Origin of the sequence: Bradyrhizobium sp. 6(2017) (genome assembly GCF_011058295.2) — a bacterium.
Classification (GTDB): Bacteria; Pseudomonadota; Alphaproteobacteria; order Rhizobiales; family Xanthobacteraceae; genus Bradyrhizobium; species Bradyrhizobium septentrionale.
The window spans coordinates 7,729,715-7,752,329 of record NZ_CP049289.2; the positions used below are offsets into that span (position 1 = coordinate 7,729,715).

Here is a 22,615-nt window from a genome sequence, read left to right on the forward strand (position 1 = left end):
GCCGCGTCGTTAGCCACGGCGCCGGCGTCGGCAGAGTTCGACTCGCGTGGTGCGCGATACGGGCCCTGAGCCCGGTGAGCAGCGGGCGTCGGTTAGGCGCTTTCGCGCTCCTTGGTCCATGTCACAAGCAATTCCCAGATCACTGCCAGGACGATAGGTCCCAGAAACAGGCCGGTGATCCCGTAGGCAAGCGTACCTCCGAGGACGCCGATTAAAATGATCAGCATGGGAGTATCCAAGCCCCGCGCCATGACCAGCGGACGAAGAACGTTGTCCAGCAGGCTAACCGGGATCAAATAGAGCGAGAGCAGAATAGCCTTCGTCGGATCCATTGTGATCCAGCTCCAAATGACGATTGGAAAGAGAACAACGGAAGGACCGACCTGAATAATTCCGAGAATGAGGACAGCAGAGGTGAGCAGGCTGGCACCCGAAATTCCCGCAACTGCTAGTCCCATACCCGCAAGAAAAGCCTGCAGAGCCGAAACGCCAATCACGCCACGCGATACGGCCCGAATGGTGGCTCCGGCGAGCTGGACGAATCTCTCGCCGCGCCCCGAAGCAAGCCTGCGTGAAAACAACGTAACTGCATTGACCAGCGAAGGCGCCGGCGAAAACAAAAAGCCGGCAATCACGATGGCGACAAAGAACTTGATGACGCCAATTCCAGCACTCTCCGCAAGCTCAAGGAGTGTACCCCCGACCGGTTTCAGCAGTGGGGCGGTTTTGGCCAATGCAGCCTGGAAATTGGTCGAGGCCAGATCCCAAAACTGATAAATCGGCGCGCCGATGATCGGCCAGGACTTCACGGCATGAGGCGGCGGCGGCAGGGTCAAGGCCGACAGATCGAGATACTCGGAAAGCTCTCGAAGACTGTCGATCAGCCCCAGAGTAAGCCACGTTGCGGGTCCGATCACGATCAGCAGGTTAAGGATGGTAAGCAGGAGCGCCGCCAGTCGACGTCGTCCGCCCAGCCGACCGGCCATCCAATCATACACCGGGTAGACCGCGACCGTCAGCACGATGCTCCAGATTGCGACGGTGATGAATGGACGAATCAGGACGACCGATAAAGCCAGGAGAAGCCCGAGGACACCGATCCGAATAACAAGTTCGACCCAGGTTGTTATGAGCCGGTCGTGGGCGGCTCGATCGTCATCAGCGCCGGGGATCATTTCCACTCCTTGCATGACCCGCGCCCGTGCAGATATTCGCTCCGACGAACATCTGCGGACGGAACGGCATGTCCGTTTGCGGTCAAATCGAGGACGATGTACGCGACAAATCCCGCGACGCGGCTATCGCGCGTCGCTGACCAGATTTGCCAACGCGATCTCGCCATCGGGAACATAATGATTGACGTGCTCGGTCAAGAGATTCTGACCCGATTGAAATATTTCCACGGCCTCGATTGTCCGATTTTTCGTCAACTCGGCGATGATATGGTCGCGCTCGGCATTGGTGTCGGAATCGGTGGCGTGGGTGATCTGGAACGAGAGACGAGTGAAGGACAGGCCGGTATCTCTCGTGCCAGCTCCGACCCAAAGAACGCGTTCATTGTCCGGCGGCCGGTCGGTGTTTTGCCAGAAGCCCGCGTCACCCCAGGTGGCTTGAGCACGCGAAGGGCTCAAAGCCCAAAATCGAATGTGATGGCGTTTTCGCGGGCTATCATCGATCGCCTTTTGAAAGCCGATGTCCTGACCGCGTCCAAAAAGATAGAGGGTGCTAAATGGTGCAGTGGGGTAAGGCCGGTTGAGTACGAAGGCTCGGATCATGCCCCACGAACTCGCCAGCCCCAATCGATCCGCTTCCGACCAGCCGCTGATGGCGAAGGCCGATCGGAGCTGCTGCAACGTGCCGACGAGCGCGACGTTGACAGGGTCTCCCGGTAGCCCATCACCTGTGATGGTGTAACTGGGCACCCGCTTGTGCTGCAGAATCCGGAGACCCAGGCGAATGACGCGCGGCAGAACAATGTAGGCGCCAAATCCGTAAGCGATGCTTACAGCCAAAATCCAGGGCAGCCTGCGATCCGCTGTTTCAAAGACCACAAAGACGATCAGCCAGACGCTGAAAATGCCCAACCCGAATATCGCCAGGCGTTGCAGCAGGCGTATCAGCAATCTCATCGCGTGTCCGGATGTAACGGCGCGTGCGTCAGAACGACGACCATGAGATCAAATCCCGTAACGCCGGCAAATAACGCGAAGTCGGGAAACACCTCCGGCATAGCGACCTGCCCCGGCCGGTGCAACCTCAACTTCGAATCCAACCGCATACTCGCCCGGACTGCAATAGCTTCCCGAGTTGCCAGGCTTGGGGTTGGTCCAGGGCCCCTGCGTGGTGCCAGGGGGGAGCGCGGTCGAAGGAGCGGCCGTTTGTGCGTGGGCGCCTGCGTGCGGCGCCGTGGTGATGATGGCGAATGCGACGAATTTCACGAGCGGTTTCACGGTACCTCCTGGGCCGGGAGCCAAAAATCACGAAAACAACCCCATGCAAAGTAGAATGGGCTATGCGACAATCACCACTCCGGAGGCCGGATCGTCGGTCCGATATCCTCGGGACCCGGCAGGCCCGGAGCCGGCGGTTGCGGCCCGTTCGCAGGCGGAAGCAAATTACCCCAGTCCGTTCGCGCACGCATCTGATCAACCGTTGCCGGGCTAACGAAGTTGCCACCCTCACGTATCTGCCATCCACCCCCGAGTGCCCGAAACACCGCAGTGAGGCCGAGCGGAACATTGGCCGAGGCGCCGGCGAGGCTGTTCTGCGCCTGAAGATCGCAAATATCGAGGCAAAAACCGCGTGCGGACTGTCGTCGAGTGGGGCGGCCAAGCCGCCGCGGGAGCCATATGCATGACTCCCAGCATTGCCACTTGTTCCCGCTCCCGCAAGGTAACGAGGCGTAATGACAAGTGCCCGTCCCGCTTTCAATCTAACGGCACGGCTCTGCAGTTAGTTTGATGCTGGGGATTTCAGCAATCCCAGTTCAGGAAACAAACGCCGCCGGGCGTGCATTTGGAGACCGGCGGCGTCTTTATTGGAATTAGCGCGACGTAAGCCCCCAGAAGGCAATGAGCAGCAAGGCGCAAGCGCCTAGTCCCATCAGCGGCACGAGGGCTTCCAGCATCATGGCCGAATCAACTCCGCCGCGAGCAAGCATGCGCGCGAGCGGAGTTTTTGTCGTCGTCAAAGGTGGCCTGCCAACCAATGAAAATGGTGCCGTTTGGGATCCTTTAGAGCGCTTGCGCGTTGAGCCCCCATCGAGGGGCTGAACCCGGAGGTGGGTGATGTGCGACGTTCCTCGGGATATTCAAAGAAAGTTCGAACGGCGGTGGGCCGCCAGATTTGCGCGGCCAGTAGAAGCGCGCCAGCCCGAAAAGCATCAAGCTGAAAAGCCGGATCAACCCCTCGCCGCTTCCCTCAAAGCCCAGAGAAAAACAAGCCGAATTGAACCAGCGGGCTTGAGGCGTGCGAGCGGGGGACCCCAGCTCGCGCTGCTCATGAATTCTGCAAAACGAGCGTTCGACGACCATTCCAGGTAGCGTCAAAGCCAACGACCCGGCCTAACGTCGTTCGCTCTTCCCTCGTTCACATTGAGCTTCCTACTGTACGCAACGTTCCAGAGTGCCACAGGAGGAAACCATGAGGCTCAAATTTGCACTTGTTGGACTTGCTGTTCTCGGTAGCCTTGCTGCCGGAGGAACAGCGTCCGCACTGCCTGCCACAATGCCGAATGCTCTCGGCGGCAACAATGCTATCATCCATGTCAGGGGCGGTCATGGCCACGGCCATGGGTGGGGTCATCGCGGCGGTCGTGGGCATCACTACGGCTGGAGCCGCGGCCACCACTATGGTTGGGGGCACCATCGCCACTGAGCGGCACCACCTTGCGCTCGCTCAAAAATAGAAAGCCCGCTGGGCGTGAACCGGCGGGTTGGGCTGTGCGACTGACGGCAGTTTCTGATCTAGGCGATCATGCTGCCCAGCGCCGTCGTGAACTGCTGGCGCAGCTGCTCACTCGGCTCGCCCCCGACGAGTTCAAATAAAAGCTCACGGGCCTCTTTGATCTCCCATTCGGCCTTGTCGTCCGCCTTGAGCCATTCGCGTGGCATTACGCAATTCAATAGAACCGAAACCTTCGCGCGCCGGCCATCAGCCGTTTCGGCCTTGATCGATCTCATCTCGTTTATGATGGCGTCCACCCGATCCCAGTGCGGTTGGGCGCGGTTAACGAGACGATTGTAGTCTTGGAACTCGGGCATCTGCGCTACGCGCTTCCGGTGGTCGTCATCCGCAAGGATACCCTCTTCGGCGCGGAGCCGCTTCAGCTCGTCGCGACAAATGTTGTCGAGCCGAGCTATTTCGACGTCGTTGGCATGCGCCAGTTCGAACTGTGGAAGATCTACTCCTCCAAGGCCAGCACTTCAGCATCTGTCGCCTCGTTTGCCCTCGCCGAATGGTACGCCAGGCTGCAAATCATCACCCCGGGATCCCCATGTGGATCCAATCAAGACTCTGACCGTGCGAACTGAAGAATTCTAGCGCTTGATAGTGTGTGCAGCCGTGTCCTCGTCTTGGCGGGTCCATGGACGTGTCTTCGGAAGTAGTCCAGAGCCCGCGCCGCACCGTCCTCATCCATTTTCCATCCGTCGCAGATGTATCGCGTGCGCAACAGGTCGACGATTTGCTCGACACGGGCAAGTTGCGTAACATGCAGGAGCTGTTCCTGGTCGAGGCGTCGAAATACAACGTATTTCCGCTGGATAACAGTGTTCTCGAACGCAGCCTTACCCCGCGACCGAGCCCCACCGCTGGCAAATCTGTCTTCACCTACTCCGGCGAAGTCGCGGGCATACCAACGGACAGCTCCCCCAACACGCTCGGTAAGTCATTCTCCATCTCGGCCGAGGTGGATATTCCGCAGGGCGGTGCCGAGGGCATGCTCAATACGATCGGTGGCCGATTCGGCGGTTATGGCCTCTACTTGGTCAAGGGCAAGCCAGTCTTTACCTATGTACAGCTCACTACCGAACGCTTCCGCTGGGAAAGTCCAGCTGCACTCACGCCCGGCAAGCATACCGTCGCGTTTGACTTCAAATACGATGGTCCTGGTTTCGGCAAAGGCGGCACCGGCGTCCTGTCGGTGGATGGTAACGCAGTCGCCAGCAAGATGATGCCACACACCATTCCGTTCCTCATCAGCTTTGACGAGTCGTTCGATGTGGGAGTGGATACCCGCACGGGAGTCGACGACGGCGACTACCAAGTGCCGTTCCGGTTCACCGGCAAGCTCGACAAGCTGACGATCAAGTTGAACGACGCGGACGAGCAGCTGCTCCAGCAAAAGGCCCAGGAAACGAAAAACAAAGCACAGTAAACCGCTCCGACTTTGTTGTTTGGCGCTTGGCTATCGCTGAACTCGAAATTGCGACAGTCAAGTAAAAGGGATCACTTCCGCTTCTGGCCCTTTTCGGAAGTGCCGCGCTGGCTATCGAAAGTCCGGTGTTGAGGTGAAGCGGTCGCTACGATTGCGTGTTCCGACTTCTGAGTTTGACCCGAAGCGGGCCCTGCCTTTAGGCCGCGCTCGGATGTCCGCGGCCCGCATCTCGCGCCGTCTGCGTTGGAACCGAAAGATTTTCTGGCCTGAATGATTTACTCTTGGGGCTTCGCAAGATGCGAGGCATTCATGAATCCTCTCTCGGCATCCGCCGCACGTCGCCGAAATCGCTCTTTTCATCTTGATTGGACTGATCTGAAAGGATCGCGCCGTGCTGTACAGCGCGCAGCCGTGCGAGGGTCTAGTTCTCCGTGATCTTGACGGTTGAGACCGGCCATCTTCCGTCATGACCTTTGATCGAAATCCGAAGCCCGTGCAATTCATCCAGCCAAACCTGCTCGACCGTGCCTGCTTTTCCATCGGTAAGGACGACGGCTTTGCCGATCAATTCGGCCTGCGCCTCGCCGTACTCATTCAGGATTTTTGACGCACGGCGCTTCACCGATTGCATTGCTCATCCGATTCGGCCGAGCCATGTTTGGCTCAAGCGGCGAATCTTGTCCCAGCGCCCAGTCGCTGGAATGATCGATGGTGATTGCTCCTCCAATTCGCGGAGCCGGTCGATTTGCGTTCTAAGTCCCTCTGGTAGTCCCGGCTCGGGCTTCAGCGACGCGCCCAATCTCTCGCCGATCTCTCGAACGATGGCGCGGCTGTGCGTGTGATCAAGGTCAACGCGATGGTACATGCAATTGCTCTCGTTCCGGTAAAGGCACGCCAGCCATGCTCAACATCGTAGCCACCCCTCCGCAACCTCAATGGAAGCACGGCCAGCACCTTTTTAATGGAACCGGAGACCGCCGCTTTTGGCTATCTGCGCGAGCGCTCGTTTTGACAACAGCGGGTCTTTGGTAGCGACCTTTGGCTATCCGCGACATGCGCCGGCTTTTTACCAGCGAGCGGCGGTCTCGTATTCCTCTAAAGCGCGGCATGCGCTTTCGTTCCTTTGTTGATCTCTGATCGCGACGCGGTGTTCCATTCGGAGGAACCCGGAGTGGGAGGTCGACGCATCCCACAAGGCTTACCGAGTTTACGCTCGATGCCATCGTTGCGCGCGGGAACCATTTCTGAGGGTGCCCTGTTAGTTCATGGGGCGATGAAGGGACCATCGTCATGAGAACCAAATATCTCGCTGCGATTGCGATAGCTGTTCTTGCCGCTTGTAGCGGGCTGGTCTTGAATTCCGTCGGCTCGCTTCATCCCGAAAAGCAGTCCACGCTGTCCGCCAGACAAGTGGCGGACCGATTAGCTGGATCCTTGGATCCGTATTTGACACGGTCTGGTGGCTAAACAGCCGGTGTAACTCAGAATGCATTGGCGGCGCTCCTAAGTCATGAGGCATCGTGCCCGTTCGGCAAGCTAGGCTGTAACACGTCCCATGGCGCTCGCACCCATACGTCACGTTCCTCGTCTGTCAGATTGAACGCTGCTTCTGCCTACACCGCAACGTCGTGTCCGTTACTTCCGATATTGACCCTTTTCGGAAGTGCCCCACTGGCTATCGAAAGTGTTGTGTCGGGGTGAAGCGGACCTCACGGTTGCGCGCGCTCCGACTTCCGAGTTTGACCCTTAGCGGAAGTCGATCAGTTACCATCTGCTGAGGCGCCCGGACATATTGCAATGTGGCCCCACTGAAGCCGCCAGGGGGAGCAGCCTACCGAAGAGGCGGCCCCACGACTTTCATGTGGTGCATTGCCATCAGCTTTTGGTTCGTTTCGGCATCGACACCTTGCCGCTCCGCGAACATCTTTTCGAACCCACCGGGCGTCACGCCGAACAGCAATACACCGGGTTCCGTCCCGATGTTCTGGAACGTGTGCGGAGTGTGATGAGGAATGAAGACAAAGGCCCCGGCGGGCGCGCTCACAATGCGTTCGCCCAGTTTAAAGTTGAACTGGCCGCTCACAACGTAACAAAACTCAGCTTCCATTTCGTGCAGGTGCGTCGGGGGGCCGCTCTTGGGTGCGATGGTTTGACGAAAAAAGCCGAGCTGCCCCCCAGTTCTATCAGCCGTCGCCAATAGTTCGGTGAAATCTCCCTCTCGGCCTTGCTGTCCGCTATAGCGGGGTGTTTCGCCGGGCAGGACGATGAATGCCTCTTCGCCCGCGGAGACCGGAGCTGAGGGCAGAGCAACAGTGGCAATAAGGAAATAAAGAAGGCCGAAACACGTCTTCATGAGTTTCGCGTGCATGGCAACCTCGCCTAGATATGTGACCGGGCCGATTGCGGCCCTAAGCGGACATCGACGCGCCCGCAACCGAAGTCGGATTTTGACCCATAGCCGACGTAAATGCACGAGGCACGCTCACCGCTTCGGATCGGCCCGCGCTTCCAGGCCACGGAGCTGTGTCGCGACGGTCAAATCGCCGATCTTCCTGCCCATTTCCTTCCCGACTTCTGTCGAGAAGCGGTAGTGGAAGCCGGCATAGATTCGTGCATTAGCGACCTCGTCGCTATAGTCTTGGAGCCGGGTCCATTTGCGGGTCACGCCTGGCGCAGTGGGGCTGGTCATCGAGAACTCCCCGAACTCGTCACCGACGATGTGACGGAGAACCGTAGAAACCGAAACAGAAACGATGCAGTGGGCACACGGGTATTCCGGGTGCATGGGCGTCTCACCGAGCGGCAACCAAGACGATTCGCGTGGCGTCGCCGGGTTATGCGTGATGTCCGCATTACGTATGGCTGTCATTGGTCGCCAGAAGTTGTATTGATACTTCGCATCAAAGACCGCGACGATTGCATCGTTCGCGGCGATCTCGGCAAGGGCGAAGAGACGAGCGCAGTCAACCACGTCCATGTTTTTTGCCAATGCAGCTTGCCGGATGATTGCATTGAAGCTGGGAGGCCCCACCACGAACCAGAATCGTCCTATCACCGTCTGCTCCGGCGTTCGGATGGTGCTGCTGCGAGCGCCGATCGCGCGAATTTCGTTGAGGTCTCTGCTCCAGGTCTCTGAATCGAGCGCCGGTGGCGGCGCTGGACGGAATTGCGAGCCCGACGTCATGACCCAAGGGGTCGTCGCTCCGGCCGTCGTGGCGATCGGCACCACGGTTGGCACGTAGACGCCTGCCGTCGTATAGGGCCGATACGTTTCTGGAGCGTCGCTGCCGTCGCCCGCCCGCAAGGCGATCACACCGGCAGCGGCCGTCTTGCCAAGTTCAATTCCGTTCGCCCTTCCTTCCGTATCCGGGATACCGGAAAGCGAAGTCATCAGTGCTGCATCAAGCGCATCTTTTTGGTCCGGATAGATTGTGAGAAGAATGTTGTAAGCCGCAGCCGCCCCCCCGGCTTGGTGAAGAGGTAAACCCAAGTCCGACCGCCTGTGGCACGCATGCGCAGGGCGAGGCCGGGCAGCTTGTCGTCGTGGAGATAGTGCTGCGCCTTGCCGAGCGGCAGCGCGGCGTTGCGGATAACCGCATCGGTGAGTGTCAGCTGGTTGGTCGGCTCTGTCATGATTCCTTCCCCGAGTTTGTGCCCCGGTGTGCCCCGCGAGGAAGCAATCGTCGCCGATCGGAACCGGCTCTCAGAGCTTACCCTCGCCCTGTGCCCCAGAAGGATGGACCGAGAGACCCAAACAGGACCGGATCTCAGGCCTCCCCTCATTTTTGTGCCCCAAGGGAAAATCTTCGGCGGGCACAGCAGGGGCACACAAAATGCAGTATGGCCGCTTATGGCCTACTGAGGCCTAAACGACCATAAGCTACTGTAATAGAATGAATTATTTCGACGAAACTGTGGCTGCTTGGGGCCAGCTTGGATCTACGAATTGTGGTTCACACGGGAGAGGTCCAAGGTTCGATCCCTTGTGCGTCCACCATTCCCCTTCTTGCCAGTAGATCGATCAGCGCAGCGGTGGTCTGACCGCCGTTCGCCCGGCATCCCCCCTCATTGCCGGCGGCGGTGCGGGGCCGATGACGGCTTGACGGTGCGCCGGCTGAGTTCGCCGAGCAGGTCGCGAACGGCGCCGTCGAGTTCGTCGGGCGGAGTGGCGTAATCGGCCTGTTGCGTGCCGGTCGGCCGATACCGGCCGCGGGCGGAAATGTCGTCATTGGCGGCCCGCGCCTTTGGCGCGTGAACGCGCGGCGGTGACCGGCGCCGGCGGCGCGAGATCAACTCGCGGACGCCATATCCCGATGCGAACCCGATCCCGGCGACGAGAACGACAATCAGAAGCTCCAGCATCGTGCTGTCCCCAATCACCTTGCCGCAATGCAATAAGCGCGACAATGCGGCAGGGGCTTGACCGGGCCGGTTCCTTTTCACGGTATCGAGCAGAACGCCGCCCCCACGGAGTCCTACGGTGTTTTATTCGCGAGCCTCCTCGGCTACCTTCCCGGAACTCGCGGAGGCCGGCGTCTCGATGCGCAAGGGCAATGACTACCTTCTGAAGCTGCGGCCGTGGTCGTTGTCGACGTTCGTGGTCGCCCTGCTGGCCGTAGTGCTGGCCACTGCGACCCAGGAGATGTTCGCGAGCTTCGGCATGCAGTTCTATTTCGCAGGCTTCGTGCCGGCGATCCTGATCGCGGGCCTGATGGGCGGCGCACCGGCCGGCGCCTTTGCGACGATCATCACGGTTCCGATCGTCTGGTGGGCGTTCATGCCGCCCTATTTCGACTTCGGCTGGCCCACCCCTGAAGACTATGACAGTCTCGCGATGTTCCTGCTGTCGAGCGCGCTGCTGGTTTGCTTCTCGCAGCTCTACCGGGAAGCGCTGGTGATCCTGCGGAAGTAAGTCGCCGACGCATGCCAATGCCGCTTGCCGGTGCCGGCAAGCGCTGGTCGGCAAGGACCGTCGCCTTTAGATCCCGAACATCCAGACCGCAACGATGGTCGCCAGGGTCGCCACGCCGCTGACCGTCCAGCCCACCGCGTAGAAGGTGTCTTCGGGGGCAGTATCGAGCATGGTGCCGGTGGTTTCCGTCATCGATCGCCAACGCATGGCGCGTCTCCTCGGAACTCCTGCCTAACGACATAACGCAGCTCGAGGTTCCCGGTTCCGTGGCCTGCACGAGGGTTGCGCCGTTCACGCGCTGCTCACGGACTGCTGATCCGCGTCGCGGAACCCGCGACATTCTGTCCCGTTGAGGGGCGCTGGAAACCAACTTGGGAGAACCATCCGATGCGAACACTGATCCTCGCCGCCACGGCGCTTGCCTTCGTCTCGTCCGCCGCACTCGCGCAGGACAAGGCGGGCACGAGCCCGGCCCCCGCCGCAAGCGGCGACACCGCGGCCAAGGGCGAGGCGTCCAAGATGGCGCCGAAGAAGAAGGCGAAGAAAGCCGCAAAGAAGTCGAGCGCCAAGACTGGGGAAAAGACCGGCGACGACGCGGCCAAGCAATAGACAGAAGCAATCGCCCACAGAAACAATCGCGCTTTGCGATCTCTTGGCGATCTCAGCGATCACGGAAAAGGCCGCCCGAGGGGGCGGCCTTTTCTGTCTCGGTTCGCGGGCTGTCTCGACCCGTCACGTCGCAATCGGCTGCGCCGCCGGTTTGGGGAGCGAGAGCTGAGCCCGTGAAGTCAAGTGCGGGAGGGGGAGCGAAAGAGTTGCGAAGCCGGTAATCCGCACCGCCATCGGATCGTTCTGAAATTGACCACCAGCCCCAGTAATTGCTCCACCTCCCGCGCCTTCTGTTCTGCCCCGCATGCACCGGCCACGCATGATCCAAACGGGCTATCACGGCAATGCGGAGAGAAGATTCATCCATCAACTTAGTGCTGAACGCCATTGTCATGCTTGCCCGCAAGCCCGCCCGCATCCAGCCGCTCGGCAAACCAGCGCGATACGGTGCTGTCGATGACGCCGCCGGCATAGACCTCGGACAGGCTCACCCCGTCCTTTCCCACGATCAGCAGTACGCCGATCGCGTAGGCGAACCAGACATTCGGATCGGTCAGCGCCTGCAGCTTGCGCTGATCGTGCTCGACGGGCTGGTGATTGCCGTCCTTGCGCAGCTCGATGGCCAGCAGATTGTTCGGGATATCGCGCTGATGCACGACGATATCGGGGTAGATCGACTTGCCGAGATGGTCATCGGTCGAGATCGTCGAGCCGCGCGGCAGCCGCAGCGTGCGCTCGCCGAGCCGGTCGTAGTTGCAATCGACCTGCCAGCCGGAAAACTGCCGCTCGACATAGACGGCCAGCCGGTGAGTAAGCGTTCGCTCGCCGAGATCGCGCTCCAGCAGGAACGTCTCCTGCGCATAAAACTCCTCAACGGCGGCGATCACCTTGTTCAGCTCGGTCTGCATTGGCGCCTCCGACTGGACTAATGCGCGATGAGCTTCATCGCGGGCCGCCGCCGCGGCCTTCTAAAGCGTGTGTCTACATCTGCACTTCGATCAGCCGCGGCCCCGGCTCGGCGACGGCTTCCGCCAGCGCCTTGTTGAACTCGTCGGCAGTCGTCACCGCCCTGCCCGGCACGCCCATGCCCCTGGCGAGCGCGACGAAGTCGAGCGTCGGGCGATCGATCTTGAGCATATCCTGCGCCCGCTTGCCCGGCTCGCCGGCGCCGACGCCGTCGAACTCGCCACGGAGGATCTGGTAGATGCGGTTGGCGAACACGATGGTCACGACGTTGAGCCCTTCGCGCGCCTGCGTCCACAGCGACTGGATCGTGTACATCGCCGAACCGTCGCCGACCATGCAGATCACCTTGCGGTCCGGACAGGCGACCGCGGCGCCGGTTGCGACCGGCGTCGAGAAGCCGATCGAGCCGCCCATGTTCTGCAGCCAGTCATGCGGCGCTGAGGCCGCCGTCGGCGGGAAGAAGCCGCGGCCGGTGGTGACCGATTCATCGACCATGATGGCGTTCTCGGGGATCGCACACGCAATCGCCTGCGCGATCGAGGCGTGGTTGAGCGCGCCGGTCGGCTTGGCCAGTTCCTCCAATTGCTGCGGCCTGACGTCGTGCACCGTGGCATGCAGCGCGCCCGCGAGCGCCTCGAGGGCTGCGACCGAATTCTCGCCCCAGGCGGTCATGCGATGCACCTCGCAGCCTTCCGCCTTCAGCATGCTCGGCTTGTTCGGATAGGCGAAGAACGCGACGGGATCGTTGGCCTCGACCAGCACGATGTGACGGAAATTCTTCAGGATCGGCAGCGCCAGCTCGATCACATAGGGGATGCGGTTGATCGAGAAGCGGCCGCGGCCGCGCGCCATGCGCGGATGATAGGTCTGGCCCATCACGGTGCAGCCGGTCTTGCCGGCGATGCGCTCGGCGAGCGCCAGCCCCTGTTCGGTCAGCGCGCTGCCGGTGACCAGCAGCAGCGTGTGCGCGGCATCGCCGTGCAGGATCTTCGCGGCACGCTCGACCGCCTGCGGCGAGTAGCTCGGACGCTGGGTGTCGACAGGCACTTCGGCGATGCCGTCGGCCTCGTTCCAGGCGGTGTCGGCCGGCAGGATCAGGGTTGCGATCTGCGGCGGCGCGCTCCTGGCCGCGGCGATCGCAGCCGCACCATCGCCTGCAACCGACTTGGCATCCGGCGACGTGCGCACCCAGGACGACGTCGGCCGCGCCAGGCCCTCGATGTCAGAGGTCAGCGGCGCGTTGTAGCCGATGTGGTAGGTTGCGTGCTGGCCGACGATATTGACGATGCCGGAATGGGCCTTCTTGGCGTTGTGCAGATTGGCAAGGCCGTTGGCGAGGCCGGGCCCGAGATGCAGCAGCGTCGAGGCCGGCGTTCCCTTCATGCGGAAATAACCGTCGGCCGCACCGGTCACCACGCCTTCAAACAGACCGAGCACGCAGCGCATGCCCGGGACCTTGTCCAGCGCCGCGACGAAATGCATCTCCGAGGTGCCCGGATTGGTGAAGCAGACGTCCACGCCGCCCGCAACCAATGTCCGCACCAGACTTTCCGCACCGTTCATGATCCCGCTCCCGCCAGAGATGTTTCTTGAGGTTGATCCAGATCAACCATTCTTCATCCGCTTCGTCAAAGGCTTGGCCGGACAATGCAGGTATCGCTTCCGATCTGTTGCCTTTTTAAACCGTGTCGTCGGAAAATGGCTGGTGTCACGGCTTCGTCGCTTGCGAAACGCCGGCGGTTGTGGCCTTTCTGGCTGCATATTTGATTGTTCGCGAGGACGATGACGATGCGCCCGATTGCCTTGATGTTTGCCGCGCTCACGATCCTGGCAGGTGCCGGCCAGGCCCAGGCCCAGTTGTTCGATTCCCGCGGCTACCAGTCCGAGCCCCCGAGCTTCTTCGGCAACGGCGCGAGCCCGATCCCGCGCACCACCGTCAACTACCCGACCAACTATGCCCCCGGCACCATCGTGGTGAACACCGCCGAGCGCCGGCTCTATCTGGTGCAGGGCAACGGCCAGGCGCTGCGCTACGGCATCGGCGTCGGCCGCGACGGCTTCCGCTGGGGCGGCGTCCACCGCATCTCCGCGAAGAAGGAATGGCCGTCCTGGACGCCGCCCAGGGATATGCTGCGCCGCCGCCCCGATCTGCCGCGTCACATGAACGGCGGGATCGAGAATCCGCTCGGCGCGCGCGCGATGTATCTCGGCTCGACGCTGTACCGGATCCACGGCTCGAACGAGCCGGAGACGATCGGCCAGGCGGTCTCGTCGGGCTGCTTCCGCATGACAAATGACGACGTCAAGGACCTCTATGATCGGGTCTCGGTCGGCACCACCGTCGTGGTGAAGAACTGATCGCGTCGATTTCACCGGAACTAGGCGCCACCGTCCGGCAGGATCGCTGATCCCGCCGCCTTGATCCCGCCTTGCGCTGCCGCAAGCATTGCGGCAGCGTCGTCAGAATGCCCCAGCACCGCCCTTCGATCCTGCTCGTTCTCGCCGCAGCGCTCGCCGCTTGCCTCACTGACGCCACCGTGCCCGCGGCCGGCGCCGAGGTGCCGGCCGTTGTCGTGCGCCAGCGTAGCGAGAAGAAGCTCTTCACCGACGCCGAGATCGTCGAGGGTTTTCTGAAGACCGCATTCGGTGCCGAATATCATCTCGCCGGACGGGTCGATCGCATCCGCAAATACGACAGCCCGGTGCGCGTGTTCGCCGACGGCAGCCGCGCCGATCGCAAGGCCCAGCTCGCCAAGGTCGTCGCCGACATCCGAGCCAAGGTGCAACATCTCGACATCGCGATGACCGAGAGCAGCGACGCCGCCAATGTCGTGGTCAAGCTGGTGCGCGACCGCGAGCTCTACCGCACCATCGCGACCTTCTACGGCCAGGACCGCGCCAAGGAAATCCGCTCCTCGCTCGATCCGCAGTGCCTGTCCGGCTTCCGCAAGAACGAGAACTACGAGATCGAGCATTCCGACGTGATCCTGACCGTCGACAACGGCGATTTCGTCTTCCTCGACTGCGCCTATGAGGAGCTGCTGCAGTCGCTCGGCCCGATCAACGATACCGCGACCGTGCCGTGGACCATGTTCAACGACAGCGTCTCGATGGGCTATTTCGACGTCTACGACCAATATCTGCTCAATTTGCTCTACGACCCCCGCATCAAGCCCGGCATGACCGTGCAGGAGGTCAAGGCCGTGCTGCCCGACGTGCTCACCGACATCCGCGCCTGGGTGGCGAAGGTGAACCATCTGGAGTGAGGGGTGGCGGCGAGATCAGGCAAGCGATGCCGTCACGCACGCCGCTGTCGTCCCGGCGCAGGCCGGGACCCATACGCCGCAGCAGATGTGGCTGACGGGACTCGTCGTTCCAGCAGTGCATGACAATCGGCATTTGTGGTTATGGGTCCCGGCCTGCGCCGGGACGACACTGAGTGTGTGGTGCCGCTTGCGAGTCAAACTTCTGCGTTCTCGCGACATGATTTGTCCGAGGTTTGCTCTTCGTTCCGCCCTCTCTCGCAGAGGGCGCAGGGAAAGCCAGGTGCCGATCGCACCCATGGGCCCCGAGCAAGGGTAGAAAGCTCGGGGGTAGGACCACAGGTGTAACCGGAGCAATCCGGCTTTCCCTGCGCGATGGGCGAGACTGGGCTTGTTTGTCACCGCCTTCGCAAGACGCAATTGCGTCTTACAAGGGGACACCGGCCGCTAGGGCGTCAGGACCACACGACTTCGCTGTCCGCCTCAATCACGCTTCGTCCGTCGTGACGTCAGCGTCCACCGCATCCCACACCTCGTTCGTGACGATCGCGAAGCGCCCCTCGATCGGGTGAGACGGGCGAACCATACACTGAGTTGGGCATTCTGATAAATAGAAATATTTTTGCCATGGGGGCTTGCGCCGTCGGGCAACTCAGTGATTGGCGTGTGAGGGACACACCGGCGGAAGGGTTCCCTCTCCCCTTAGGGAGAGGGGTGCCACACGACGTACTCTTTCGTTTCTGCGACGGCGACAAGCGAACAAGTTGCGAGAGCGATGCGCTCATCGATCATCTCGCCCGGGGCCCCCCTCCCCACCCTCTCCCGCAAGGGAGAGGGAGCCTGAGCTATGTGCTCTCCTCACTGGTCACCCGCATGAGGATCACCACCCTCCCCGCTTGACCTTGCCCCTGCAGCCGCCTCCATAAGAGACGCGGTCAGACGATGCGAGGTGATTCGATGAATGCTGCCGCCCGTTTTCTCAGTCCGTCCGAAGCTGCGAGGCAGCTCGGCATCTCGGCCAAGGCACTGCGGCTGTACGAGGAGCGCGGCCTGATCGCGCCTTCCCGCACGCCAGCGGGATGGCGCGCCTATGGTCCGGCCGAGATGGCGCGCGGTGCCGAGATCGTCGCGCTGCGTGCGCTCGGCCTCGGCATCGGCGAACTGGCGCGGGTCCTGAGCGGCGATGCCGCCGTGCTCGACCGCGTGCTGGCTGCGCACGAAGCCACGCTCGAAGCGCGGGTCCGACAATGCGGCGACAGCATCGCCAGGGTGCGGGCGCTGCGCGCCGACCTCGGCGGCGGCAAGATGCCTGCGGCGCGCGAAATCATCGGCGCAGTCAGGGCGCGACCGGCGATCGCCGTCGCGTTCGATCTGCCGTGGCCCTGGGGCGGTGAACGCTTCGAGCTGCGCGACGTCAAGCCGCTGAACTACATCGTCGGCCCGCTCGGCAGCGGCAAGACGCGCCTCGCTCAGCGGCTTGCGGAAGCACTGCCCAACGCCAGCTTCGTCGGCCTGGACCGCGCAGCCGATGGCGGCGCGGCCGTTCGCGCGCGTCTCGATGCCGATCCCGCCCACAAGGCCAGGGTCGATGCAAGCCTTGCCGCTCATCTCGCTGACGGCGCCGTGGAGACACCGGCATTGACCACGCTGCTCGCAGAGCTCGAGGCCGACGGCGACGCGATCCCCGTGATCGACATGCTCGAGCACGGGCTCGATGCGGCAAGCCAGGAAGCGGTGATCGCGCAGCTGCGCCGTCGCGGACCGCAGGCGCAGCCGCTGTTCTTCCTGACGCGCTCCAGCGCGATCCTGGATCTCGACGCGGTCGGCGACGACGAAGCGATCATCCTGTGCCCCGCCAATCACAGCGTGCCGGTCTGCGTCACGCCGGTGCCCGGCGCGGTGGGCTATGAAGCGGTCGCGACCTGCCTCGCCTCGCCGCAGGTGCGCGCGCGGACTGAAGGCATGATCGCGTGGCGGCCGGCCTGATTTCTCGTCTTGGTTGTATTCTGATAATATAATAGTGCACGATGCCGGTCGATGCGCGGCGAAAAAGTGTGCTATAAGCCCACTCAATGACCGACCTCCCCCGTACCCAGGCCTTGCGTTGCTTCATCACGGTTGCCCGTGAGGGCACCGTGTCGCGCGCGGCATCGATGCTGAAACTGACCCAGCCCGCGGTCAGCCTGCAACTGAAGGCGCTGGAGGAAAGCACCGGGCTGCAGCTGTTCAACCGCACGCCGGGCGGTTTTACGCTGACCGAGGCCGGCGCCGCGCTGCTGCCGCTGGCGCACCGGGCGGTGGCGGCGGCATCCGACTTCAAGGCGACGGCGGACTCGCTGAACGAGGCGCAGCGCGGCACCTTGCGCGTCGGCACCATCCTCGATCCCGAATTCACCCGGCTTGGACCGTTCGTGCGCAGCCTTGCGATGTCCTCGCAACGCACCGAAGTATTCCTGCGCCATGGCGTCAGCGACGACGTGCTGGCACAAGTCGGCCGGGGCGAGCTCGACGTCGGCTACTATGTCGACGCCACGCCGCCGGAGCAGCTCGCCCATCACAGCTTCACTGAACGGACCATCACCGACGGCCGCTACCAGCTGGCGCCGCTGCTCAGCTACGACTACCGGGTGATCGCGCCGATCGCCTGGCGGGAGCGGGTGATGGGCAAGGGCTGGGCCGAACTCGCCGAGCTGCCCTGGCTCGCGACACCGCCGCATTCCGGCCACCGCCGTCTGCTCGACGACATCTTCCGCCCGCTCGGCCCGTTGCCGAAGCGCATCGGCTACACCGATCAGGAAGAGGCGATGATCGACTTCGTCGAATCCGGCCTCTGCCTCAGCCTCGCGCGCGACAGCGTGCTGGCGCCGCGGATGGCGCGCCCGCATCAGTTCGTGGTCGTCGACAAAGTGAAGCTCACCTGCGATCTCTCTTTCGCCTGCCTCGCCGCGCGCCGCCAGGAGCCGGTGATCGCCCACGCCTTCGCCAGCGTGCGCGCGGTGTGGAATATCAAACCGGCGATCGCCGGCGCCGGACCGACGCGAACGCGGAAGGTCGCGAAGAACGTGTAGCGGCGCGCGGGCCACGATCGAGGCCGGACGACTAGAGACAAACCGGATAGAGCTGTCCTGCCACGTCTGCGACCTTTCCATCTGCCGACTGCTCGATCGTAATGGCGTATCGCTCGCTGCACGGGCCCGCATGGCGATTCCATAGAAGTGCGACCGAGTTCGGTCTATCCGACTTTTCAACCCGAAAGCCACCTCCGGTGATCTGGGCAATTGCGGCTCTCGCGTCGGAGCCAACCGGAAATGCATTCTTCACGAATTGAGAGAAGGCGCGCTTCGTCTCGTCGTAAGAGCTACGGCCCATTGCAAGATCCTTCTTCATGAAGGCTGGATAGGCGTCCACCCGCGTCAGTTGGTAGCGAAGAGAACTTTCCCGGCACCGATCACAACGATCGAACCGCCGAACAATATGCCGAGGATGATCAAAGCGCGTCTCAACGAAGCATCTCCTTTGCAGTTGCAGCCCGTCTGCCAGGGGACCGGAAAGCGTCGCAAGTCTGCGGCGCCGCGATTTCCGCATAGGCCCTGCCCGGCCTCGGACATTCGGACACGTCTGATGTGTCGTCGTGCTCGCTATTTCAAAGCCAGGCTGGTGCAATACGCAGAGACTTCACCGCTTCTCCAACCGTTATTCAATCCGGTTTCCGTGCACTGAGTATAGCTCTTGAAGGGGATGCCGCCGGGCCCGATGTTCCGGCACCCGGTGTAGGCAGACGCGCCGGCAGACCAGGAGCATCCGACCCAGGGGCGGTCACCTGACTTCATGCTCGTCATGCAACCGCCGATGCAAAACACCGAGGTCGAAGCTGTATGCGGAGATGAGGTGCTGCGGGCCGCCGCGCGTTGCGTCGGCCTGTGTTGCGTGCCGACATGCCTCGGCGCCTCGACCGAAATGTTGGGAAGCGGGTCGATGGCGCTGTCCGGGGCCGGCGTGGGTTGCGACCACGCCGGGCCGCTTGATACGCACATTAGCGGCGCGATCGACAACAGAGCGACAGCGAAATTGGTGACGAAGAGCGACGAGCGTTTCATAGCCGTGTTCTCCAAAAAACGGGACGGCAATTCCATCCCGGGATGCAGGGTAGCACACATTCAACTACCATCGTGTTTGATTTGCCGTGCACGTTCTCTACGTGAAGGTCCGATCGATCAACGATACCCTGCTGCACTCGCGTGATTGACCGAACGCACTCCTGGCCACAGAATTGAAACATCCATCCTGTTTCCAAATGTTTATATGGGCCGATTTGGCTTCGGAATGTGGGCGCAGCACCACTGACATTTTGCCGTGGGACCGTCACCAACCTTGACGAGATCCCGAAAGTCGTAGCCCATTCGGGCTTTGGCGGGTGGAATACTTGGAGTGATGCTCGAAGCGGTCAACCTGCGATAGCTCGCCGCAAGCGTATTTTGAATTGCTTTGGAGGATACTTATGACCACTTACGTTGGGACCAACAGTGACGATACATATTCGTCATCTTCCGACGACGTCTATTATGGGCTTGATGGCAACGACAGCCTGACGGCGGTCTACGGACCGATTTCCCATCCGGTTATCTATGGCGGCGAGGGAAATGACACGCTTTCCGGGTTAACAGCCACCGCCTATGGCGGGAACGGCAATGACCAAATCTCGTCGACCGCCAGGGCCTACGGGGGTGACGGCAATGATACCTTGCTAAACATCGGGGCGTCGCCCTCGGAGCACGGGTCTGCCTATGCAGATGGTGGCGCAGGCAACGATTACGTCCAGGCCATTGACGGACTAAACACGACTGCGGGCTCGTACCTTTATGGGGGCGACGGCAACGACACACTCGAGCTGGTCACAACCGTGAATTATGCCGGCGGCCAGGACGTCTTCTACGGGGGAGAGGGCGCGGATCTTCTGTTCGTCAGCGGGCCATATGGGCTGTATGGCGACTACATGTACGGAGGGGCCGGTAACGACACCATTCTCGGCGGCGCAGCCGCGGACACCCTTGTCGGTGACGCAGGAGTGGATCTGCTGGAGGGCGGTGGCGGCAACGATTACCTGTACATGTCGTCCGGTGGCGGAACGGCATATGGCGGTGACGGCAACGATGTGTTCGTCGGATCATTCGTCAAGGACATCATGATCGGCGACGCCGGAGATGATGTCGAGTACGGCTATGGCGGCAACGACTATCTGTACGGCGGCGCCGGCAACGACGTGATGTTTGGCAGCGATGGTGTCGATGTCCTAATCGGCGGCGCCGGCAACGACTATTTCGATGGCGGCACCGGCGTGAACTACTATTTTGGAGGCGATGGCGGCGGGCCGGGCACCGGATTGGGCAACGACACCTTCGTTGTCAACGACGTGCCCGGAGTGCAGGTCGTGCAGGACTGGACGCCGAGTCTGGACGTCGTGCAATTGAACGGGTCCGGTTTCACATCCTTCGCCGACGTTCTGTCGCATTCATATCAGAACGGGGCTTATTTCGTGGTTCAGGTCGATGCCGACACCGCGGTGTGGCTGAATGGCGCTTCGGCAGGCACGGTCACGGCGGCAAATTTCTCCATCGTGAGCTGATGCGGATTCGCCGCGAGGCGCGCCAAGCGGTACCTTATCCGCGCGCCTTGTGCCGACGTCGCAAGCACCGTCCGCAGGTCATAAGCTTAGGCGGCAACGACCAGCGGTCTCGTCATGTCGTCCATCGCAGGCACCAGCGACGGTGCGTCGCACTCCTGCTGGGCGAGCTGGTCCACGAGCTTGCGCAGCCTTGGCGGCAAATCGGCGTAATCGCCGCGCAGCGCATGGCGCAGTCTCCAGCCGATCTCTTCGCAGATGGCGCGCGCGTGCTCGGATGCGAGCGGATGGTGCGCGATCATGGACGTAAGCTGCCAGGACTTGAACTGCCAAGACTTGGACCGTTTGCGGCGACCGCGCCGTCAAACTGAATTTCCGTCAACACGGATCCCGCATACGCAGATGCGATCAAGACGAGGATCCGAACAATGCTGGACATCGCTCGTACTCCCTTTTCCCCTCTTTCAATAGCAGCAGGTCGTTGCCGCCCGATTAGGGAAACTGGTTCGCGCGGCCTTTAAGGAAATGGTAAACGTGAAGTTCACGAGCGATCGGTGACCCCGACGCTTGCCACCGGCCCCGCTGATGCCGTGCCCGGATGTCCCCAATCAGGGGGACAGACGTATCGGGCGGAATCAATATGATGCGGAACCGGATGCCGGTCGGCTATCATCGGCCGCGCATAAGAAGAACTTGCTGGGAGGATTTGCAATGAAGCTGGCCATGGCCGGACTCTGGGTACTCGCGGGCGCGATCCTGATGGCGCCGGACGCACATGCGGACATCAAGGTCGGCGTCGTGGTGTCCGCATCAGGACCGGGCTCGGCGCTCGGCCAGCCGCAGATGCGCACCATCGCCGCGCTGCCGAAGGAGATCGGCGGCGAGAAGGTAACCTATATCGCGCTCGACGACGAGTCCGATCCGACCAAGGGCACGCAGAATGCGCGGCGTCTCGTCATCCAGGACGGCGTCGACATCCTGATCGGCTCCTCGCTGACGCCGGTGACCATGCCGATGCTCGACGTCGCCGTGGAATCCAAGACGCCGATCATCTCGCTCGCGGCGGCGACCGCGATCGTGCAGCCGATGGACGACCGCCGCCGCTGGGCGTTCAAGGTGGTGCCCAATGACGATCTGATGGCGGCGGCGATCCTGAAATACATCGCGAAGTCCGGCATCAAGACGCTCGGCTATATCGGCGTGTCGGACGGCTATGGCGAAGGTTACTACAAGGAGGTGTCGAAGCTTGCGCCGACGCTCGGCCTCACCGTCACGACCCATGAGGTCTACGCGCGCGCCGACACCAGCGCGATGGGCCAGGCGCTGAAGGTGATCGCGACCAATCCGGAGGCGGTGTTCATCGCTTCCGCCGGCACGCCCGCCGTGCTGCCGCAGGAGGCGCTGCGCAGCCGCGGCTATGCCGGCAAGATCTTCCAGACCCACGGCGTCGCGTCGGAGGAATTCATCAAGCTCGGCGGCGCCAATGTCGACGGCGCGGTCTTCACCGGCGAGGCCTTCACGATCGCCGACGACCTGCCGGCGAACGATCCGTTCCGCCAGGTGCGCGACGAGTTCGTGTCGTCCTACGAGAAGGTCAACGGGCAGAAGCCGAACATCTTTGGCGCGCATCTGTGGGACGCCGTCACACTGTTCAAGCGGGCGGCGGCCAACGCGCTGAAATCGGCGAAACCGGGCACGCCGGAATTCCGCGCCGCGCTGCGCGACGAGCTGGAGCGCGGCAAGGACGTCTATCTGAACAACGGCCTCTCGACCATGAGCCCGACCAACCACAATGGCTATGACGAGCGGTCGGCGTTCCTGATCAAGGTCGAGGGCGGCAAGTTCCGGCTGGTGAAGTAGGCGCGCGA

23 protein-coding genes are annotated in these 22,615 nt (G+C 62.0%); 10 read left to right on the forward strand and 13 right to left on the reverse strand.

The window, feature by feature from the left end:
• Positions 1 to 92: 92 nt before the first annotated feature.
• The 3 genes from G6P99_RS36775 to G6P99_RS36785 form a co-directional block, all read right to left on the reverse strand.
• Positions 93 to 1,175: an AI-2E family transporter gene (locus tag G6P99_RS36775; protein WP_165125639.1), complete on the reverse strand. Its 1,083-nt coding sequence runs from the start codon at positions 1,173 to 1,175 to the stop codon at positions 93 to 95.
• Between the two features lie 123 nt (positions 1,176 to 1,298).
• Positions 1,299 to 2,129, reverse strand: a complete 831-nt coding sequence (locus G6P99_RS36780) for an LssY C-terminal domain-containing protein (RefSeq protein WP_165125642.1) — start codon at positions 2,127 to 2,129, stop codon at positions 1,299 to 1,301.
• 1,836 nt (positions 2,130 to 3,965) lie between these two features.
• Positions 3,966 to 4,262, reverse strand: a complete 297-nt coding sequence (locus G6P99_RS36785) for a hypothetical protein (RefSeq protein ID WP_165125645.1) — start codon at positions 4,260 to 4,262, stop codon at positions 3,966 to 3,968.
• Between G6P99_RS36785 and G6P99_RS36790 the strand changes: the two genes are divergently transcribed.
• Together G6P99_RS36790 and G6P99_RS36795 are read left to right on the forward strand one after the other, a co-directional pair.
• Positions 4,248 to 4,532: a hypothetical protein gene (locus G6P99_RS36790; protein WP_165125648.1), complete on the forward strand. Its 285-nt coding sequence runs from the start codon at positions 4,248 to 4,250 to the stop codon at positions 4,530 to 4,532. The genes G6P99_RS36785 and G6P99_RS36790 overlap by 15 nt on opposite strands.
• A 53-nt stretch (positions 4,533 to 4,585) precedes the next feature.
• Positions 4,586 to 5,377, forward strand: coding sequence for a hypothetical protein (locus G6P99_RS36795; protein WP_205751542.1), 792 nt, complete (start codon positions 4,586 to 4,588; stop codon positions 5,375 to 5,377).
• Positions 5,378 to 5,798: 421 nt separating this feature from the next.
• Here the strand turns inward: G6P99_RS36795 and G6P99_RS36800 are convergent, their stop codons facing one another.
• The 5 genes from G6P99_RS36800 to G6P99_RS36820 all read right to left on the reverse strand — a co-directional run bounded on the left by G6P99_RS36800 (position 5,799) and on the right by G6P99_RS36820 (position 9,739).
• The gene (locus G6P99_RS36800) at positions 5,799 to 6,008 is read right to left on the reverse strand and encodes a PRC-barrel domain-containing protein (RefSeq protein ID WP_165125651.1); all 210 of its coding nucleotides are present in this window, start codon (positions 6,006 to 6,008) and stop codon (positions 5,799 to 5,801) included.
• A 1,200-nt stretch (positions 6,009 to 7,208) separates the two neighbouring features.
• Complete coding sequence (locus G6P99_RS36805; protein WP_165125653.1) at positions 7,209 to 7,745, reverse strand: cupin domain-containing protein; 537 nt, start codon at positions 7,743 to 7,745, stop codon at positions 7,209 to 7,211.
• Between the two features lie 114 nt (positions 7,746 to 7,859).
• A complete protein-coding gene (locus tag G6P99_RS36810) occupies positions 7,860 to 8,768 on the reverse strand; it encodes a vanadium-dependent haloperoxidase (protein ID WP_246709726.1) in 909 nt (302 codons plus the stop codon).
• Entirely contained in the window at positions 8,768 to 9,010 is a 243-nt protein-coding gene (locus G6P99_RS36815; RefSeq protein WP_246709728.1) for an Arm DNA-binding domain-containing protein, read from the reverse strand. The genes G6P99_RS36810 and G6P99_RS36815 overlap by 1 nt, the downstream gene beginning before the upstream one ends.
• A gap of 432 nt (positions 9,011 to 9,442) precedes the next feature.
• Positions 9,443 to 9,739, reverse strand: a complete 297-nt coding sequence (locus G6P99_RS36820) for a hypothetical protein (protein ID WP_165125656.1) — start codon at positions 9,737 to 9,739, stop codon at positions 9,443 to 9,445.
• Between the two features lie 118 nt (positions 9,740 to 9,857).
• Between G6P99_RS36820 and G6P99_RS36825 the strand changes: the two genes are divergently transcribed.
• A complete protein-coding gene (locus tag G6P99_RS36825; protein WP_246709729.1) occupies positions 9,858 to 10,289 on the forward strand; it encodes a DUF4118 domain-containing protein in 432 nt (143 codons plus the stop codon).
• Positions 10,290 to 10,355: 66 nt separating this feature from the next.
• On the opposite strand, the gene G6P99_RS36830 is transcribed toward G6P99_RS36825, so the two are convergent.
• The gene (locus tag G6P99_RS36830) at positions 10,356 to 10,496 is read right to left on the reverse strand and encodes a hypothetical protein (RefSeq protein ID WP_165125659.1); all 141 of its coding nucleotides are present in this window, start codon (positions 10,494 to 10,496) and stop codon (positions 10,356 to 10,358) included.
• A gap of 180 nt (positions 10,497 to 10,676) precedes the next feature.
• On the opposite strand from G6P99_RS36830, the gene G6P99_RS36835 reads away from it, so the two are divergent.
• Entirely contained in the window at positions 10,677 to 10,898 is a 222-nt protein-coding gene (locus tag G6P99_RS36835) for a hypothetical protein (protein ID WP_029080282.1), read from the forward strand.
• A 371-nt stretch (positions 10,899 to 11,269) separates the two neighbouring features.
• Here the strand turns inward: G6P99_RS36835 and G6P99_RS36840 are convergent, their stop codons facing one another.
• Together G6P99_RS36840 and G6P99_RS36845 are read right to left on the reverse strand one after the other, a co-directional pair.
• Positions 11,270 to 11,806 (reverse strand): hypothetical protein, encoded by a 537-nt coding sequence (locus tag G6P99_RS36840; protein ID WP_029080283.1) that lies wholly within the window; start codon positions 11,804 to 11,806, stop codon positions 11,270 to 11,272.
• Positions 11,807 to 11,879: 73 nt separating this feature from the next.
• Complete coding sequence (locus G6P99_RS36845) at positions 11,880 to 13,427, reverse strand: acetolactate synthase large subunit (protein ID WP_165125662.1); 1,548 nt, start codon at positions 13,425 to 13,427, stop codon at positions 11,880 to 11,882.
• Positions 13,428 to 13,652: 225 nt separating this feature from the next.
• Between G6P99_RS36845 and G6P99_RS36850 the strand changes: the two genes are divergently transcribed.
• The 4 genes from G6P99_RS36850 (at position 13,653) to G6P99_RS36865 (ending at position 18,195) form a co-directional block, all read left to right on the forward strand.
• The gene (locus G6P99_RS36850) at positions 13,653 to 14,222 is read left to right on the forward strand and encodes a L,D-transpeptidase (protein ID WP_029080284.1); all 570 of its coding nucleotides are present in this window, start codon (positions 13,653 to 13,655) and stop codon (positions 14,220 to 14,222) included.
• A gap of 107 nt (positions 14,223 to 14,329) precedes the next feature.
• Entirely contained in the window at positions 14,330 to 15,130 is an 801-nt protein-coding gene (locus G6P99_RS36855; RefSeq protein WP_029080285.1) for a DUF2927 domain-containing protein, read from the forward strand.
• A gap of 954 nt (positions 15,131 to 16,084) precedes the next feature.
• On the forward strand, positions 16,085 to 17,113 hold the full coding sequence (locus tag G6P99_RS36860; RefSeq protein WP_029080286.1) for a MerR family transcriptional regulator: 1,029 nt from the start codon (positions 16,085 to 16,087) through the stop codon (positions 17,111 to 17,113).
• Between the two features lie 86 nt (positions 17,114 to 17,199).
• Positions 17,200 to 18,195 (forward strand): LysR family transcriptional regulator, encoded by a 996-nt coding sequence (locus tag G6P99_RS36865; protein ID WP_035976675.1) that lies wholly within the window; start codon positions 17,200 to 17,202, stop codon positions 18,193 to 18,195.
• Positions 18,196 to 18,226: 31 nt separating this feature from the next.
• On the opposite strand, the gene G6P99_RS36870 is transcribed toward G6P99_RS36865, so the two are convergent.
• Complete coding sequence (locus G6P99_RS36870) at positions 18,227 to 18,514, reverse strand: hypothetical protein (protein ID WP_334261839.1); 288 nt, start codon at positions 18,512 to 18,514, stop codon at positions 18,227 to 18,229.
• 1,111 nt (positions 18,515 to 19,625) lie between these two features.
• Here G6P99_RS36870 and G6P99_RS36875 point away from each other — a divergent pair.
• The gene (locus tag G6P99_RS36875; protein ID WP_029080288.1) at positions 19,626 to 20,750 is read left to right on the forward strand and encodes a calcium-binding protein; all 1,125 of its coding nucleotides are present in this window, start codon (positions 19,626 to 19,628) and stop codon (positions 20,748 to 20,750) included.
• Between the two features lie 86 nt (positions 20,751 to 20,836).
• Here G6P99_RS36875 and G6P99_RS36880 read toward each other — a convergent pair whose 3' ends face one another.
• Positions 20,837 to 21,049, reverse strand: a complete 213-nt coding sequence (locus G6P99_RS36880; RefSeq protein WP_029080289.1) for a hypothetical protein — start codon at positions 21,047 to 21,049, stop codon at positions 20,837 to 20,839.
• A 409-nt stretch (positions 21,050 to 21,458) separates the two neighbouring features.
• Here G6P99_RS36880 and G6P99_RS36885 point away from each other — a divergent pair, with 409 nt between their 5' ends.
• The gene (locus G6P99_RS36885; RefSeq protein ID WP_029080290.1) at positions 21,459 to 22,607 is read left to right on the forward strand and encodes an ABC transporter substrate-binding protein; all 1,149 of its coding nucleotides are present in this window, start codon (positions 21,459 to 21,461) and stop codon (positions 22,605 to 22,607) included.
• Positions 22,608 to 22,615: the final 8 nt, after the last annotated feature.